We start from the raw sequence: 14,110 nt of genomic DNA, 5'->3' as shown, positions 1-14,110 counted from the left end.
CCTCTCCTGGGATCTCTCCGTCCCGAAGGACAAGGTGAAGGTCAAGGTCGACAAGGGGTGGATCACGCTGAGCGGCGACGTAAACTGGTACTATCAAAAGCACGCGGCCGAGATGGACGTCCGCAAGCTTCTTGGTGTGATGGGTGTCAGCAACCAAGTAACGATCAATCCTAGCGCTGATGCTTTCGACGTTAAGGAAAAGATCAAGGCAGCGTTCGAACGGAATGCGGAGTTCGAAGCCGAGCATATCGTTGTGAGCACCGAGGGAGGCAAAGTTACGCTCAGTGGCAAAGTCGACAGCTACTATGAACGAACCTTGGCGGAGAATACGGCTTGGTCCGCGCCGGGTGTCACCGAGGTCAGCGACCTGATCTCCATTAATTGAAGAGGCGCCGTTCGACCACAAGTCGATCTGCTGCACGCAGATCAATTTGCTGTTGAGGTAGCGAAGCGCGAAACCAGCGCGATTCCTCACAGACTGGAGTCCAGATGGACGAACAGGTCGACGCGGCCGCGAAAGTTTCCGAAGGAGCCTCGCCGCCGTCATAGAAGCATGATCTCGTTCTGGTTCCGCCTCGGCACATGATATAGGCTGAGGCGCCGCGCAATCGGCCTGACTTAGCGTACGATCGAGCGGAGACCGCCCGCTTTCATGGCAGGCGCTTGATAGCCTTGCAGGATCTTGATGTAGTTGGCACGTTCGAATGCTTGCGGATCACGCAAGCAGCGCTGGCTCATGATACCCCGCACATGCTTCAGAGATGTGAACCCTCTGGCGTCGAGCCATTTCTCCAGCCCGGTGAGCAGGGTAGTCATGTGGCCGGGGCCTTGCCGCAACAGGGACGAGGTCGTCATCACGACGTCGGCTCCGACCAACAGATATTTCACCACCTCCTCGGCGCTGTTCACGCCGGTGCTGGCCGCGAGGGATGCCCTGGTTCGGCCTGCGAGTACGGCAAGCCAGAGCAGGGGGAGCCTGATCTCGCTCGGGTCACTGAGCTTTAGGTCGGTGAGCACCTGTAGGCGGCTCGGATCGATATCGGGTTGATAAAACCGGTTGAACAGCACCAGCGCGTCGGCGCCCGCATCGTGCAAGGCCATGGCCATGTTGCCAACTGAGCTGAAATAAGGGCTGAGCTTGATCGCGACCGGGATCGAGACCGTCGCCCGCACCGATTTGAGGATGTCGAGATAACGCTGCTCGACATCGCGGCCTGTCGCCGCAAGATCGGCCGGAATGAAATAGATATTGAGTTCCAGCCCGTTCGCTCCGGCCTGCTCGAGTTGCTTGGCATAGGAGGTCCAGCCTTCGTTGCTGACGCCGTTCAGGCTAGCGATCACCGGCACCTCAACGGCCTGCCGGGCGCGACGAACAAGTTCGAGGTACTCGTGCGGCCCATGTTGCGCGTCGGCCAGTTTCGGAAAATTGCTAAGACCCTCCGGCCAACTGTCATCGTGCACGCTGGTCAGATGTTCGTAGCGGGCGGTCTCCGCTTCTATTTCCTCCTGAAAAAGCGACGGCAGGATCAAGGCGGCGGCGCCGGCATCCTCAAGCCGCCTGAGCGAGTCGGGCTCTCCCGTCAGCGGCGACGCCGACGCCACCAGTGGGTTTTTAAGCTGAAGGCCCATATAGCGTGTCGCTAAATCCATCGGGTTCTCCTGGACTGGTCGCACTGCGGTGTGAAGAGAGTTGATCAGTTGCTACACTAGGAAGTCGGCCGGGCAAGCTCGTCGCCGCCTGGCTGAAAGCGGCTGCCGTCTTGTGCTGCGAGCGTTTCGTATTGCCGGTATTTGTCGATCACCGCGGCCTGCGCGCTGGCAAGAAGTACCGCCGCTTCATCGGGAAGCGATCTCGCCAAAGAGGAATAGCGGACCTCGTTATAGGCATAATCCTTGAATGGAATCGTCGGGCGCGGCGAATCCAGCTGGAACGGGCTCTTGCCAACACTTCGCATGGTCGGATTGAAACGCAGCAGCGGCCAGTAGCCGCAGGCGACCGCAAGGTCCTGCTGCTTCATGCCGAACCGCATGTCGATGCCGTGAGCGATGCACTGGCTATAGGCGAGGATGAGTGAGGGCCCGTCATAGGCCTCCGCTTCTCGAAACGCGTCCAGCGTCTGCTGCGAATTGGCGCCCATCGCGACCTGAGCAACATAGACGTTGCCATAGGCGATGGCCTGCAGCGCGAGATCCTTGCGCGCGACGCGCTTGCCGGCCGCCGCGAATTTTGCGACCGCGCCGAGCGGGGTTGCCTTCGAGGCCTGGCCGCCGGTGTTGGAATAGACTTCGGTGTTAAGGACCAGGATATTGACGTTGCGTCCGGTCGCCATGACGTGGTCGAGCCCGCCAAAGCCGATGTCATAGGCCCAGCCGTCGCCGCCGACGATCCAGATGCTTCGGCGCACGAGATGATCCACCACGGAGAGCAGATTGCGCGCCGGCTCACTTTCGACTTTGAGCAGCCGGGTCTTGAGCTCGGCAACCCGGATGCGCTGCGCGCGCAGTTCGAATTCGTGGATCTGCGGTGCGTTAAGGACGCCAGCTGCCAGTTCTTCGCCGACGACAGGCGTGAGCTCCACCAACAGTGCCCGTGCAAGCGCCAGATGCTTGTCGGCCGCCAATCGGAAGCCGAGACCGAACTCGGCATTGTCCTCAAACAGTGAGTTCGACCACGCCGGTCCACGGCCGTCGTGATCGACGGCCCAGGGCGTCACCGGCAAGCTGCCTCCGTATATCGATGAGCAGCCAGTCGCATTGGCAATCTGCGCGCGGTCGCCGAACAACTGCGACAGCAGCTTGAGGTAGGGTGTCTCGCCGCAGCCGGCGCACGCACCGGAAAACTGGAACAACGGCTCAAGAAACTGAATGCCGCGTACCTTGTCAAAATCGACCCGTGCCCGGTCATTGACCGGCAAGCCCTCGAAGAAGGTGATATTGGAGCGTTCCGCCTCCACAAGCGGCGCCTTCTCCGCAAGGTTGATTGCTTTGACGTCCGGCTCACGCGGGCTGATCGCGGGGCAGGCTTCCACGCAAAGGCCGCAACCCGTGCAGTCCTCGACATAGAATTGCAGCGTGAAGCGCGCTTCCGGATAGCCGCGCGCATTGACCGGCGCGGATTTGAACGAAGCCGGCGCACCCACCAGGGCGTCCTCATTGTAGTAGCGTGCACGAATGACGCTGTGCGGGCAGACGAAGCTGCATTGCCCACACTGGATGCAGAGGTCTTCTTCCCAGACCGGAACTGCCTCCGCGATATTGCGCTTCTCAAAAGCAGAGGTTCCGGACGGAAATGTTCCATCCGCCGGGATCAAACTGACGGGAAGCTCGTCGCCGCGCCCCACCAGCATCATCGATGTCACGCGCTTGACGAAATCGGGGGCGCTGGTGACGACGATCGGGGGCTTGTCTTTCGGATTGGTGGCTGTTGGCGGCACCTTGATCTCGAACAGCCGGGCCAGTGTGGCGTCAACGGCGGCGAAATTCTTCGCCACCACGGCTTCGCCCTTGCCGCTGTAGGATTTGCGGATCGATTCCTTGATATGCCGGATCGCTTCTTCGCGCGGCAGGACACCGGATATCGCGAAGAAGCAGGTCTGAAGAACCGTGTTGGTGCGCACGCCGAGGCCGACATCCCGAGCCACGGTGGATGCGTCGATGACAAAAACGCGCAGCTTCTTGTCGATGATCTCTTGCTGCACAGACTTTGGCAGTTCGTCCCAGGTCTCTTCCTTCCCGAATGGACTGTTGAGAAGGAAAACGCCGCCCGCCGCGGCAACCCTCAGCAGGTCCTGCCGCTCCAGAAATCCGAACTGGTGGCAGGCCACGAATCCAGCCGAGGCGATCAGATAGGGGGCCTTGATCGGATCTGGCCCAAATCGCAGATGCGAAATCGTCTGCGCGCCGGACTTGTGGGAATCATAGACGAAGTAACCCTGTGCATATTGTTTCGCGTCTTCGGCAATGATTTTTACGCTGTTCTTGTTGGCGCCGACCGTACCGTCGGCGCCCAGCCCGTAGAAAACCGCGCGCGTGGTCTTTGCCGGCTCGATCGTGAACTCTTTTTCGATGGAGAGGCTGCTAAACGAAACGTCGTCCTCGATGCCGACGGTAAAGCTGTTTCGTCCGGCGAATTGGTGCTGGTCGTTACGTTTGGCGAGTTCATCCAACGCAGCCTTAGCCATGGCCGGCGTGAAATCCTTGGAGGACAATCCGTAACGGCCGCCGATGACGCGCGGCATTGATGCGCGCTGGCCGGATCCAAAGCCCTGGGCGAGGGTAGCGACGACATCAAGGTAGAGGGGCTCCCCGGCAGCGCCGGGTTCCTTGGTCTGTTCGAGGACGGCGATGGCACCAACCGACGGCGGGAGCGCGGCAAGGAAATGCGCGGCCGAAAACGGACGATACAACCGCACCTGCAGAACACCTACCTTTTCGCCTTGTGTGGCCAGCGCCTTGACGGCTTCGCGCGCCGTTTCCGCGCCAGAGCCCATCAGAACGAGAGCGCGTTCGGCGTCGGGCGCTCCCTCATATTCAAAGAGCATGTAAGCGCGCCCAGTCAGCCCCGCAAAGCGGGCCATCGCGCCATCGACGATTCCTGGTACCTTGGCGTAAAATGGGCTGACCGCCTCTCTGGCCTGGAAAAAGGTGTCAGGGTTTTGCGCGGTACCCCGGATGAAGGGGTTTTCGGGGTCGAGCGCACGGGCGCGATGGTCGCGGACAAGATCGTCCGAGATCATCGCCCGAATGCTGGAATCGGGAATCAAATCCAGCGTGTTGAGCTCATGCGAGGTGCGAAAGCCATCGAAGAAATGCAGGAACGGTACCCTTGCCTCCAGGGTCGCGGCCTCGGCGATCAATGCCGTGTCGTGGGCTTCCTGCACGTTGGCAGATGAAATGAGCGCAAAGCCGGTGGTGCGAACGGTCATGACATCGGAGTGATCACCGAAGATCGACAGGGCCGAGGTTGCGAGAGAGCGCGCGGCGACATGAAACACCGTCGAGGTCAACTCGCCAGCGATTTTCATCATATTGGGCAACATCAGCATCAAGCCTTGCGATGATGTGAACGTTGTCGTCATCGCGCCGGACTGCAATGCGCCGTGGACGGTGCCTGACGCGCCGCCTTCGCTTTGCATTTCCTGGACCAGGGGAATATTGCCCCAGATATTCTGGATTCCTTCCGCTGCCCACTGGTCGGCAAGTTCAGCCATCGTGGAGGAGGGGGTGATCGGATAGATGGCGCAGACTTCATTGACCCGGTAAGCGACGTGGGCGACGGCGGTATTGCCGTCCATGGTGGTCCTGACTGCTTTATTGGCGACCGGCTCTACCGCCGGCTTTGGGGCCGCGCCTGAATTCAGCTTGATCACGGCATTCATGTCCTGACCTCCGTCGGCTCGGCAACCATCTCCATGGCGTGGCAGGGGCATTGCTCGACGCACACCCCGCAGCCGGTGCAAAGATCGAGTTTGATCTCGTAGCCCTGGTTCGGGCCGAGCTTGATGATCGCGTCTTCCGGGCAGGCGGCATAACAATTGTCGCATTCGAAGCAATTGCCGCAGGACAGGCAGCGCTTGGCCTCGTGCAGCGCTTCTTTCTCGCTCAAGCCGCTGACGACCTCATCGAAACCGGCTTCTCTCTGCGCAACCGGTATTTCATGCTGGGTGGAACGCAGCGCGTCAGCGTAGATAGGCAGATTGAGTTCAGCGAATTCGACGACGGGATGTTTCGCGGGATGCGTGTAGATCTCGCCTCTCAGCCACGCATCGATGTGGTTCGCCGCCTTCTTGCCGTGCCCGGTCGCCACGGTGACCGAGCGTTCAGTCGGCACCATGTCGCCACCGGCGAAAATGCCGGCCCGGCCGGTCATCATGTTCGGCGCGACCACGACGCAGCCGTCGGGGTCAAAGGCAATTTCGGGAATTTTCTTGAGGAATCCGCTGTCGGCGTCCTGGCCAAGTGCCAGCACCAGCGCATCGGCTTTAAGCGTTTCGAACTGCCCGGTCGGCTGCGCGTGGCCGCTCTCATCGATGCGCATCACCTCGACCGTGAGATCGGCGCCGTCGATGGCCTTGATCGATGTCAGCCATTTTATTTTAACACCTTCGGTCAGGGCTTCTCCGGCCTCGAAATCGTGGGCCGGCATATGAACGCGGTCCCGGCGATAGACGATCATCGCTTCGGTGGCACCGAGGCGACGGACCGTACGGGCAACGTCCATGGCGGTATTGCCTCCGCCATAGACGACCACGCGCCGGCCCAGACGCGGCGCGGCACCAGCTTCCACGTCGCGAAGCAGAGAGACGGCATCCAATACCTTGATGGCATCGCGCGCCGGGATATCGACATGCTTGGAGAGATGGGCGCCGATCGCGATAAAGACCGCGTCGAACTCGCCCGTCTTCTGTTCGGCCAGCACGTCGTCGACCCGATGGTTGGCCACGAACTTGACGCCCATCTGCTCGATCCGCCTGATCTCCTTCATCAGGTCTTCGCGCGGAAGGCGATAGGCCGGAATGCCGAAATGCAGCATCCCGCCGGGTAGTGGCCCGGCATCGTGGATCTCGACCTGATGGCCGAGCCGCGTCAGATGATAGGCGGCAGACAATCCGCTTGGCCCGGCACCGACGACCAGTACACGCTTGCCGGCGCCGACCTTGTCGACCGGCATCGGCCAGCATTGCTCCATCGCTAGGTCGCCCAGGAACCGCTCGACGGCGTGAATGCTGACGGCGCTGTCGAGCTCCTTGCGATTGCAGCTGGTTTCGCAGGGGTGATAGCAAACACGCCCGTGCACTGCCGGTAACGGATTGTCGCGGATCAGCGTTTCCCATGCCGCGCGGTACTTTCCCGCTTGTGCCAAGCCAAGCCACGCCTGGATGTTTTCGCCGGCGGGGCAGGCGGCGTTGCAGGGAGGAAGCAGGTCCACATAGATCGGACGCTGATGCCGAACTGCACCAGCCCCTCTCTCTCGGGTAAGATTGATGACGGGCGTCATATCGCGGGCAAAGCTGCTCACTTGGCGCCTCCAAGAACCGGAACAATTTGAAGCCCGGGGCCGTCGCCGGTCTTGCGACGGAGCAGTGCGGTCCCGGTCTCCCGGATAAAGCAGGAGAGCACGATCGCGAGAAATATTCCGCCGACGCCCATTATTCCAGCCTTCTGGAACACAGGCAGATCCAACGGTCCACCATTCGAGACTTTGACCAAAACCCAGCCATAGACTGGCGCCATCAGGGCGCTCAGCGTGAAAACTAGGAAGTTGATCGCACCGGTGGCGCTGCCCTTCACCTCGTCTGCATTGACCTCCTTGATGATCGTGTAGGGAATCATCGCTGCGCCCGAGCCGATGCCGAGCAACAATCCAGCGAGATAGGGGGGGATGATGTCGTGCGGCAGGTACAGGATCGCGAGCGCGACCAGCAGCATGAACGACGCTCCACCGATCAGGACCGGCTTGCGGCGTCCGAAATGGTCAGCGATATATCCGAGCAAAGGACAGCCTATCACCCAGCCGAGGGGCACCATGGCGGCTCGGTTGACAGCTTCGGCGTAACCGATATGCCAACCTTCCCGCAGAAACGAAACGCCCCAGATCATGTCGCCGACCGTTGTCGGCAGGAACAGAAGCCCGGCCGCAAAGCCGCAGAGATATGACTGCGGATTGCTGAGCACCGATTTGTAGGGTGTGAACATCGACCAGACCGAGTCCTGCGTCGCGGAGCGTACCGCATGCCCACCGGGAGTGACGACGAGGACGATCAGCGTCAGAACCGCTGCAGCTATCCCGCCAAAAATCCAGAATTGCTGCCAGGAGAACACGCCGTGAATCAATGGTGCGACGGCAAACTGGCCCGCCGCACCGCCGAGCATGCCGAAACATTGGGTAAACCCGATAGCCGTCGCGAGGTAGCGAGCCGGAAACCCATGCGTTGCCAGATAGACGGCACCGGTAAAGGCAAAAGCGGATCCTGCGCCCTGGAATAGCCGGCCGGCATCGGCTGCCGTTGCTCTACCCAAGCCGAAAAGGACGGCACCTATTGCAAGAAGTCCGATGCCGACGGGAACGACAAATTTGGCGCCGTACCGGTCGAGGCTCGCCCCGGACAGGATCGAGAAGGTCGAATACGTATAGTAGTAAAGGCCGATGAGGGAGCTCACGCCCAGCGCCGATAGCCCGAATGCGGCGGTTAGCTCGGGTACCATGACCCCCGGAGCCGACCGCAGGGCATATTGCAGGAAGTAAAACACCACGCAGAAAACCCAAGCCGCGATGAACGGCCAATGGAAGTCTGAAGCGTCTCGCGCCGATTTGTCCTGCATGGTGTCTCCTCGCCGCAACGCTCGCCGGGGTTGGCAGCACAAGTGCACTGCCCAACGAAGGCGCGTTCAATGTTGTCAGCCGGGAGGATGGGGAGCTAGGCTCGGAAACTACTCAGAGTTATCGTGGTATTCTTGTCATACCGGCAGGGCAGCGTCCTGTCCGCTGGTATTCATCATTCCGTCCCTCCATCATACTTAGAGGGTGACGGTTGCGTAGCGCTGGGAGGATCTGATGCGGGAAACGAACCGCCAACGACACCGGCTTGGAGCTGCTCATCCACGATGAGGTCGGCTTTCAGGGCTTCCTTGGGGTCCGCGGCGTGCTTGTCGAAAGGCGCGGGATCGAATTTATCGGTCATGCAAATCTCCCGCTATGCCCCAAAGGCGCATCTGCGCCTATAACGTGCAAGCGTAGGCATCGTTCCCGATGGCAGTCCCATCGAATTGGAGTGCGACGGCCACCGGCGCAGCGCAATCGAAATGGGGCCGGTGAAAGCGCTTGCTAGAGAGGGTGCCGATGCGGCCAAGGGAACCGCAGGCCGATTGCAGGCTTAACGGCGGCAGGTGGCAGTCAACGCATGAGGAGCAGGGTATGGATGCGAAAGAAATGGCTGACAAGCTTGAAGCGCTGGACGTCGACGCGTTTGCGTCGCTACTGCAGCTTGATTACACGCATGACGATGGGCCCAGCAGAGCCAAAAAGCTGATCATCGATGCCCTTCGATTTGCAAGTCAGCACGGATTTCGCGAGCCCCGTCCTTCCCTTGATGAAGCTGATTGATGCTGGCCTCCATCGGTGTGGTCGATCGGCTTCCGCGCCGATCCAAAGACAATGTGCGCTGGCAATTCACTGGGTGAACCGTTTGCGGATCAACTACGGGGATCCCTAAGGGAGAGCCTTGACGAACGTGTAGACAACGAGTGCCGTCATCAAGAGCACAAATATCCGAAGGAGCCATAAGGCCATGTTGGCAGTATGGCTCAACTGGTAGCGGGATAGCGGCCTGGATGTCGCGGCAACAAGTTGGTCCGGCTCCAAGGCCTGTATCAGCTCCTCGTCGGGGTGCCCGTGCGACAGTCTATCGATTGGATGCATCTGGGGGCACCGGTTAGCTTCCTTTAGGAGAAAGCGAATTGATGAAAGCGAGGATCGCATAGCTGCTGCCAGCTAGGGTAACGAGCAGGGCTATTAGCGCGCCGAATACGTTGGTTAAGCCGGAATTGACGCGCGCGCCCATGATTTCTCGATCGTTTGCCAAAACAAGCAGGAAGACCAGCGCTGCCGGCATCAATATGGTTGCCAGCAAATTCGCATTCAACGTTATTGTGAGCAGCGGCATGCCAGGGATCAGCACAATGATTCCGGCGAACAGGGCCATCCCGATATTGGCTGCGTAAAACAGCGGTGCCTGGCGGATGGTCCGGTTGAAACTGTGGGCACTCCCGCTGAGTACCTCGCCAACAGCGTATGCGGTACTAGCGGAGATGGTCAGCATGGCAACGGCACCCGCTTCGATCAAGCCAAGCGCGAACAGGCCCGAGCCAAAGCCTCCAATCAATGGCTGCAGCGCCTCGGCATATCCCGCTCCTCCCAGTAGGCTGCTGGAGTCGACATGGTGGACGAACAGCGGAGCAGCGGCGACGAGTGCCGCACATCCTGCCAGCGCTGCCAGCGCCGTTCCAATTGCCGTGTCAAGCCGCCCCTGCGGGATGTCCTTCGGCGTCAGGCCTTTGTCCACCGATGCACTTTGCTGGAAGAAAAGCATCCATGGCGTGACCGTCGCGCCAATGTTGGATGCTAGGATCAGTAGAAAGCCCTGGAACGGGCCGGTTGGCAGCGGCGTCCAGGTCACCAGGGCGTCCACCAACTGGCAGGGTGACGGGCGGGATAAGACAGCGACCGCGACAAACAGCAAGTTAAACAACGCCAATGCCATGGCTAGGCGTTCCCATCGCCAATAGCGCGCGCCGCCGCTTGTCACAGCCACCAGCAACACGGCACAGCCGACGGCAACGAACGGCGGCACTGCAAAAAAGCCCATTCCAACACGGATGGCGATCACCTCGGTGACCAGCGTGATCAGGTTCGTCAAAACCAGATCAGCAGCCGAGATCCAGCCCCAGAAGGGACCGAATCGCTGGAAGATCAACTCGCCGTAACCGCGATGGGTCACCGCGCCGATGCGCATCGACATCTCCTGGACCACGAACGAGGCCAGGAACGTCGCCACGATGAATGGCAGGAAGAAACCGATTCCGTAGGTGGCCCCGCTTGCCGCGTAGGAGAGCATGCTTGGACCATCGTTCTCGCCAAGCATGACAAGGATGCCCGGGCCGGTCAGCAGCCATAGGAGTTTGGGTCGCCCGCCGTGCTTACGCGCCTGGAGTACGCGCATTCGATCGCGGGAGCGGCTCAAATCCTCCGGCGTCAAGGTGACGATGTCCGCGAGCTGCTCGGGGGCGGGCGCCGGGAGTTCGCTCATGAGAGAAATTTGAATCCTATTGCCTCTGACCATCGGGGCTTTAGCGCAATTGCAGAATTCATCCGAAAACTTGATGTGAATGGTTATGATATTGCGTCCACAATGACGTCATCTGTCAACCGGATAGGTCATTTCGCGGCGAAGGCGATAGCCGGCTTTCCCAGCTTCCGCAAAGCGGCCGTCACCGGATTGCGGCCCTATGGCTGGTGCAGATCGCGCGACTGATTGCCTACATAGCCTAGTCACAAAAATTTACAGCATTATTCCGCGAGCGCCATCCGTAGAGTGCTGGCCGCGGAGATCAAGGGGAGCTGTTAGAGCCGCGGGGGCGGCGCGATCTCATTCACGAAGCTGAGCGACGCCTCGATGGCCTCTTCCCAGAGATCGTCGGTGGCAACGCCCCTGGTTTCCAGTGTCTGCACAAGCGCGCCCACAGCGGCAGCCGAGGCATCTGCAAGTCCGTCAGTCCCGGAAGGTCTGTTGCGCATGGCATTCAAAAACGGGCTCAGGAGCGCAATAGCTTCGCCAGAAGGCAGACTACGTGCCCCGTGGAGGATGTGTAAGACACCGCTTGTCAGTCGCGATAACGATGCTTCCGGATCAGGGATTGCATGGGCCCGCAAGCCTTCGCCAATGGCTTCGTGAGCCTGATTGATAGCTGCCGCTTGGCTTGCCGCCTCTCCGCAGTCTTTTACAAAACCGTCGTTCAAGATCGACAGTTGCCATTTCCAGCAGGAACCTTCCGCAGATTCAACCGCGCTAAACTCGACTCCGCAATAATCCATAGCTGTAATCTCTCTCGCCGACACCGTTTTAGTTGTCATTGCGTGACATGCCGCTTCGCCCACCGGTAGAACTTGAACCAGAGTCGTCACTCTTATTCGAACCCGGTTCAACGAAAGTCGTTGTAAGGGAACGGCCTCAGTGCGGGGGCCACACTAAGGTCGTTCGGGACATCGCACTCTTCCGGGTGCGACGTCCTTTCTGTAGCAAGTGGTAAAGCGGACATTCGTTCCATCAATCGCGCCGCCGGCTACTTCCGAAGCCAATCGACCTCCAGCTTTGCCAGCTTCGGTATTGAGTAGTTTCCGAGCCTTTGCTTCAGCCGCCGAGCGGCCTCTAGTGCTTGACGCGGTCCTGTCGTTCAGCGCTCCGGAGCGTCGAAATCGGCATGGCAATAGCCATTTCGTGCGCGCCTTGATCCGAAGGCGAATCGTGCACTCGCACTAAAAGCAGGCATCTTGTTATGATCAGGGAAGATAGTTCGGCGCGATTCGTTGCGGGTAGAGGCGCTGATCGCAAGGCCTATTTGGTTGGCGGTGGCATCGGCTCGCTGGCTGCGGCCGCCTTCATGATCAGGGATGGCGGCGTTCCAGGTCGTAACATCACGATTTATGAAGCGATGCCGGTTTTAGGCGGCAGCCTTGACGGTGGCGGGAACGCCGTCGCGGGCTACACCCTTCGCGGCGGTCGTATGCTGACGACCGACAATTACGAATGTACCTGGGGTCTTTTCAAATCGATTACGTCGCTTTCATCGGCTGGTAAATCGGTTTTTGAAGAGACGATCGAGTTCAATGCGCGCAACGTGTCGCATTCCCAGGCGCGGCTCGTCGATCGCAATGGTGCGAAGATCGACGTAACATCGATGGGATTCTCGATGCAAGATCGCATCGAATTGGTCCGTTTGTCGGAGGCTGACGAAGACGCACTTGGCGCGAGCCGTATCACTGATTGGCTCTCACCGCCATTCTTCGAGACGAAATTCTGGTTCATGTGGTCGACGACGTTCGCCTTTCAGCCCTGGCATAGCGCGGTAGAGTTCAAGCGCTACCTGCATCGATTCATGCTTGAATTTTCCCGGATCGAAACCCTGGCCGGCGTTAAGCGAACAGTCTTCAATCAGTTCGACTCTTTGGTGCAACCTTTGAAAAGCTGGCTTGTCGATCAGGGCGTCAATGTACTGACCGGTTGCACCGTGACCGATTTCGGTCTGAAGACCGAGAAAGGCCTAACCGCCATCAACGTCGTTCACTATACGATCGGTGGCGAAAGCGAAGCCGTTGCAGTGGGTGAACACGATCTAGTATTTTTTCAAAATGGTTCGATGACCGACTCATCCAGCTTTGGGTCAATGACGAGTGCTCCCAAGCGCCTGACCAAGAATGATAGTCAAGGCTGGGCGCTCTGGGAAAGGCTGGCCGACGGCCACCCCGAGTTCGGTAACCCTGCGGCATTCAACACCAGCATCGCGGAATCGTGCTGGGAGTCCTTTACCGTCACGCTCAAGAACTCCGTGTTTTTTGACAGAATGGAAGGCTTCACCGGCAACAAGGCCGGGACCGGCGGTCTGGTTACGTTCAAGGACTCCGCCTGGCTGATGTCGGTCGTTCTGGCGCATCAGCCTCACTTCGCCAACCAGCCCCCTGACGTTCAGGTGTTCTGGGGATACGCCTTGCATCTCGAGCGCATCGGTGACTTCGTTCCCAAGTCGATGTCTGACTGCACGGGAAATGACATCTTGCAGGAACTATGCGGGCACCTGAATTTTGACTTGGACACCTTCACCTCCGCAATCTGTATCCCCTGCAGAATGCCCTATATTACCAGCATGTTCATGCCGCGCGCGCTCAGCGACAGACCGCTGCCCGTTCCGATCGGCTCGAAGAACTTCGCCTTCGTCAGTCAGTTTGTAGAAATTCCGGGGGACGTCGTCTTCACGGTCGAGTATTCGTTTCGCGCCGCGCAGATGGCGGTCTACGAATTGCTCGGCATTGAACGTGAGGTGCCGCCCATCCTGCATCACGACAGATCCATCAAAGTCAAACTTGATGCTTTGATCAAAGCTCAAGTGAAATCGACCGATTGAACGAAATGCATCGCCGGTAACCGTGATGGTGCGCACCCCCCAGGCCTTTCAATTCCGCGGCAAGATCCGCTGAATCCGCGCGCGGTGGATCGAACGCCATGGGGCAATGGCATTAGTTCCACTCCAAGCTGCCCCGTTCCTTTTATATTTGATAGTGAGCGATATTGATCACCGAATCCGGAATTCGGCAGCCCAAGAACATTTTACCAGAACGGGCTTGTTCGGCTATTTTCACGGACTTGGAGCGTGAATTAATGAGTAAAGCGACAGCTGATTCGGTGAGTGGATTGGCGAGCGACCAGGCTCGCCGTCGACTGAAAACTCTTGGCCCAAACGAGATGCCCGATACGGCGGTCCATCCGTTGCGATCGGCGCTTGAAAAGTTCTCAGCGCCCGTGCCGTGGATGCTCGAGGCGGCGATCCTGCTCGAGCTGAT

11 protein-coding genes are annotated in these 14,110 nt (G+C 59.4%); 4 read left to right on the top strand and 7 right to left on the bottom strand.

The genetic code is table 11. From position 1 onward, the window contains the following. The coding region (locus ABR948_RS21025; protein WP_428121574.1) for a BON domain-containing protein at positions 1-385 on the top strand (385 nt) is incomplete at its 5' end. Positions 386-618: 233 nt separating this feature from the next. On the opposite strand, the gene ABR948_RS21020 is transcribed toward ABR948_RS21025, so the two are convergent. From ABR948_RS21020 to ABR948_RS21000, 5 genes are all read right to left on the bottom strand, one after another. Further along, complete coding sequence (locus tag ABR948_RS21020) at positions 619-1,650, bottom strand: dihydroorotate dehydrogenase-like protein (protein ID WP_428121571.1); 1,032 nt, start codon at positions 1,648-1,650, stop codon at positions 619-621. A 56-nt stretch (positions 1,651-1,706) separates the two neighbouring features. Beyond that, complete coding sequence (nifJ, locus tag ABR948_RS21015; RefSeq protein ID WP_428121569.1) at positions 1,707-5,378, bottom strand: pyruvate:ferredoxin (flavodoxin) oxidoreductase; 3,672 nt, start codon at positions 5,376-5,378, stop codon at positions 1,707-1,709. After that, on the bottom strand, positions 5,375-6,997 hold the full coding sequence (locus ABR948_RS21010; RefSeq protein WP_428121576.1) for an NAD(P)-binding protein: 1,623 nt from the start codon (positions 6,995-6,997) through the stop codon (positions 5,375-5,377). Before ABR948_RS21010 ends, nifJ begins: the two co-directional genes overlap by 4 nt. 17 nt (positions 6,998-7,014) lie before the next feature. Next, entirely contained in the window at positions 7,015-8,322 is a 1,308-nt protein-coding gene (locus tag ABR948_RS21005) for an MFS transporter (protein WP_428121567.1), read from the bottom strand. Positions 8,323-8,495: 173 nt separating this feature from the next. Continuing rightward, positions 8,496-8,681 (bottom strand): hypothetical protein, encoded by a 186-nt coding sequence (locus ABR948_RS21000; RefSeq protein WP_428121565.1) that lies wholly within the window; start codon positions 8,679-8,681, stop codon positions 8,496-8,498. 233 nt (positions 8,682-8,914) lie between these two features. On the opposite strand from ABR948_RS21000, the gene ABR948_RS20995 reads away from it, so the two are divergent. Beyond that, positions 8,915-9,103: a hypothetical protein gene (locus tag ABR948_RS20995; protein WP_428121562.1), complete on the top strand. Its 189-nt coding sequence runs from the start codon at positions 8,915-8,917 to the stop codon at positions 9,101-9,103. Between the two features lie 328 nt (positions 9,104-9,431). On the opposite strand, the gene ABR948_RS20990 is transcribed toward ABR948_RS20995, so the two are convergent. Together ABR948_RS20990 and ABR948_RS20985 are read right to left on the bottom strand one after the other, a co-directional pair. Further along, the gene (locus ABR948_RS20990) at positions 9,432-10,805 is read right to left on the bottom strand and encodes an NRAMP family divalent metal transporter (protein WP_428121560.1); all 1,374 of its coding nucleotides are present in this window, start codon (positions 10,803-10,805) and stop codon (positions 9,432-9,434) included. A 314-nt stretch (positions 10,806-11,119) separates the two neighbouring features. Continuing rightward, entirely contained in the window at positions 11,120-11,629 is a 510-nt protein-coding gene (locus ABR948_RS20985) for a hypothetical protein (RefSeq protein ID WP_428121558.1), read from the bottom strand. 422 nt (positions 11,630-12,051) lie between these two features. Here ABR948_RS20985 and ABR948_RS20980 point away from each other — a divergent pair, with 422 nt between their 5' ends. Both ABR948_RS20980 and ABR948_RS20975 read left to right on the top strand, forming a co-directional pair. Further along, entirely contained in the window at positions 12,052-13,674 is a 1,623-nt protein-coding gene (locus ABR948_RS20980; RefSeq protein ID WP_428121555.1) for an oleate hydratase, read from the top strand. Between the two features lie 164 nt (positions 13,675-13,838). Then, positions 13,839-14,110, top strand: a 272-nt coding sequence (locus tag ABR948_RS20975; RefSeq protein WP_428121553.1) for a cation-transporting P-type ATPase, incomplete at its 3' end; no start/stop codon positions are given.

The sequence above is a fragment of the Bradyrhizobium sp. genome (assembly GCF_050014615.1).
Classification (GTDB): Bacteria; Pseudomonadota; Alphaproteobacteria; order Rhizobiales; family Xanthobacteraceae; genus Bradyrhizobium.
The sequence above is the reverse complement of the archived record's forward strand: the minus strand, read 5'-3'. Positions and strand labels throughout refer to the sequence as shown.

Bases quoted from the DNA above. Each gene is read 5' to 3' on its own strand.
- ABR948_RS20985 (WP_428121558.1), bottom strand. From the start codon at position 11,629: ATGACAACTAAAACGGTGTCGGCGAGAGAGATTACAGCTATGGATTAT.
- ABR948_RS20980 (WP_428121555.1), top strand. From the start codon at position 12,052: ATGATCAGGGAAGATAGTTCGGCGCGATTCGTTGCGGGTAGAGGCGCT.
- ABR948_RS20995 (WP_428121562.1), top strand. From the start codon at position 8,915: ATGGATGCGAAAGAAATGGCTGACAAGCTTGAAGCGCTGGACGTCGAC.
- ABR948_RS21010 (WP_428121576.1), bottom strand. From the start codon at position 6,997: ATGACGCCCGTCATCAATCTTACCCGAGAGAGAGGGGCTGGTGCAGTT.
- ABR948_RS21000 (WP_428121565.1), bottom strand. From the start codon at position 8,681: ATGACCGATAAATTCGATCCCGCGCCTTTCGACAAGCACGCCGCGGAC.
- nifJ (WP_428121569.1), bottom strand. From the start codon at position 5,378: ATGAATGCCGTGATCAAGCTGAATTCAGGCGCGGCCCCAAAGCCGGCG.
- ABR948_RS21020 (WP_428121571.1), bottom strand. From the start codon at position 1,650: ATGGATTTAGCGACACGCTATATGGGCCTTCAGCTTAAAAACCCACTG.
- ABR948_RS20990 (WP_428121560.1), bottom strand. From the start codon at position 10,805: ATGAGCGAACTCCCGGCGCCCGCCCCCGAGCAGCTCGCGGACATCGTC.
- ABR948_RS21005 (WP_428121567.1), bottom strand. From the start codon at position 8,322: ATGCAGGACAAATCGGCGCGAGACGCTTCAGACTTCCATTGGCCGTTC.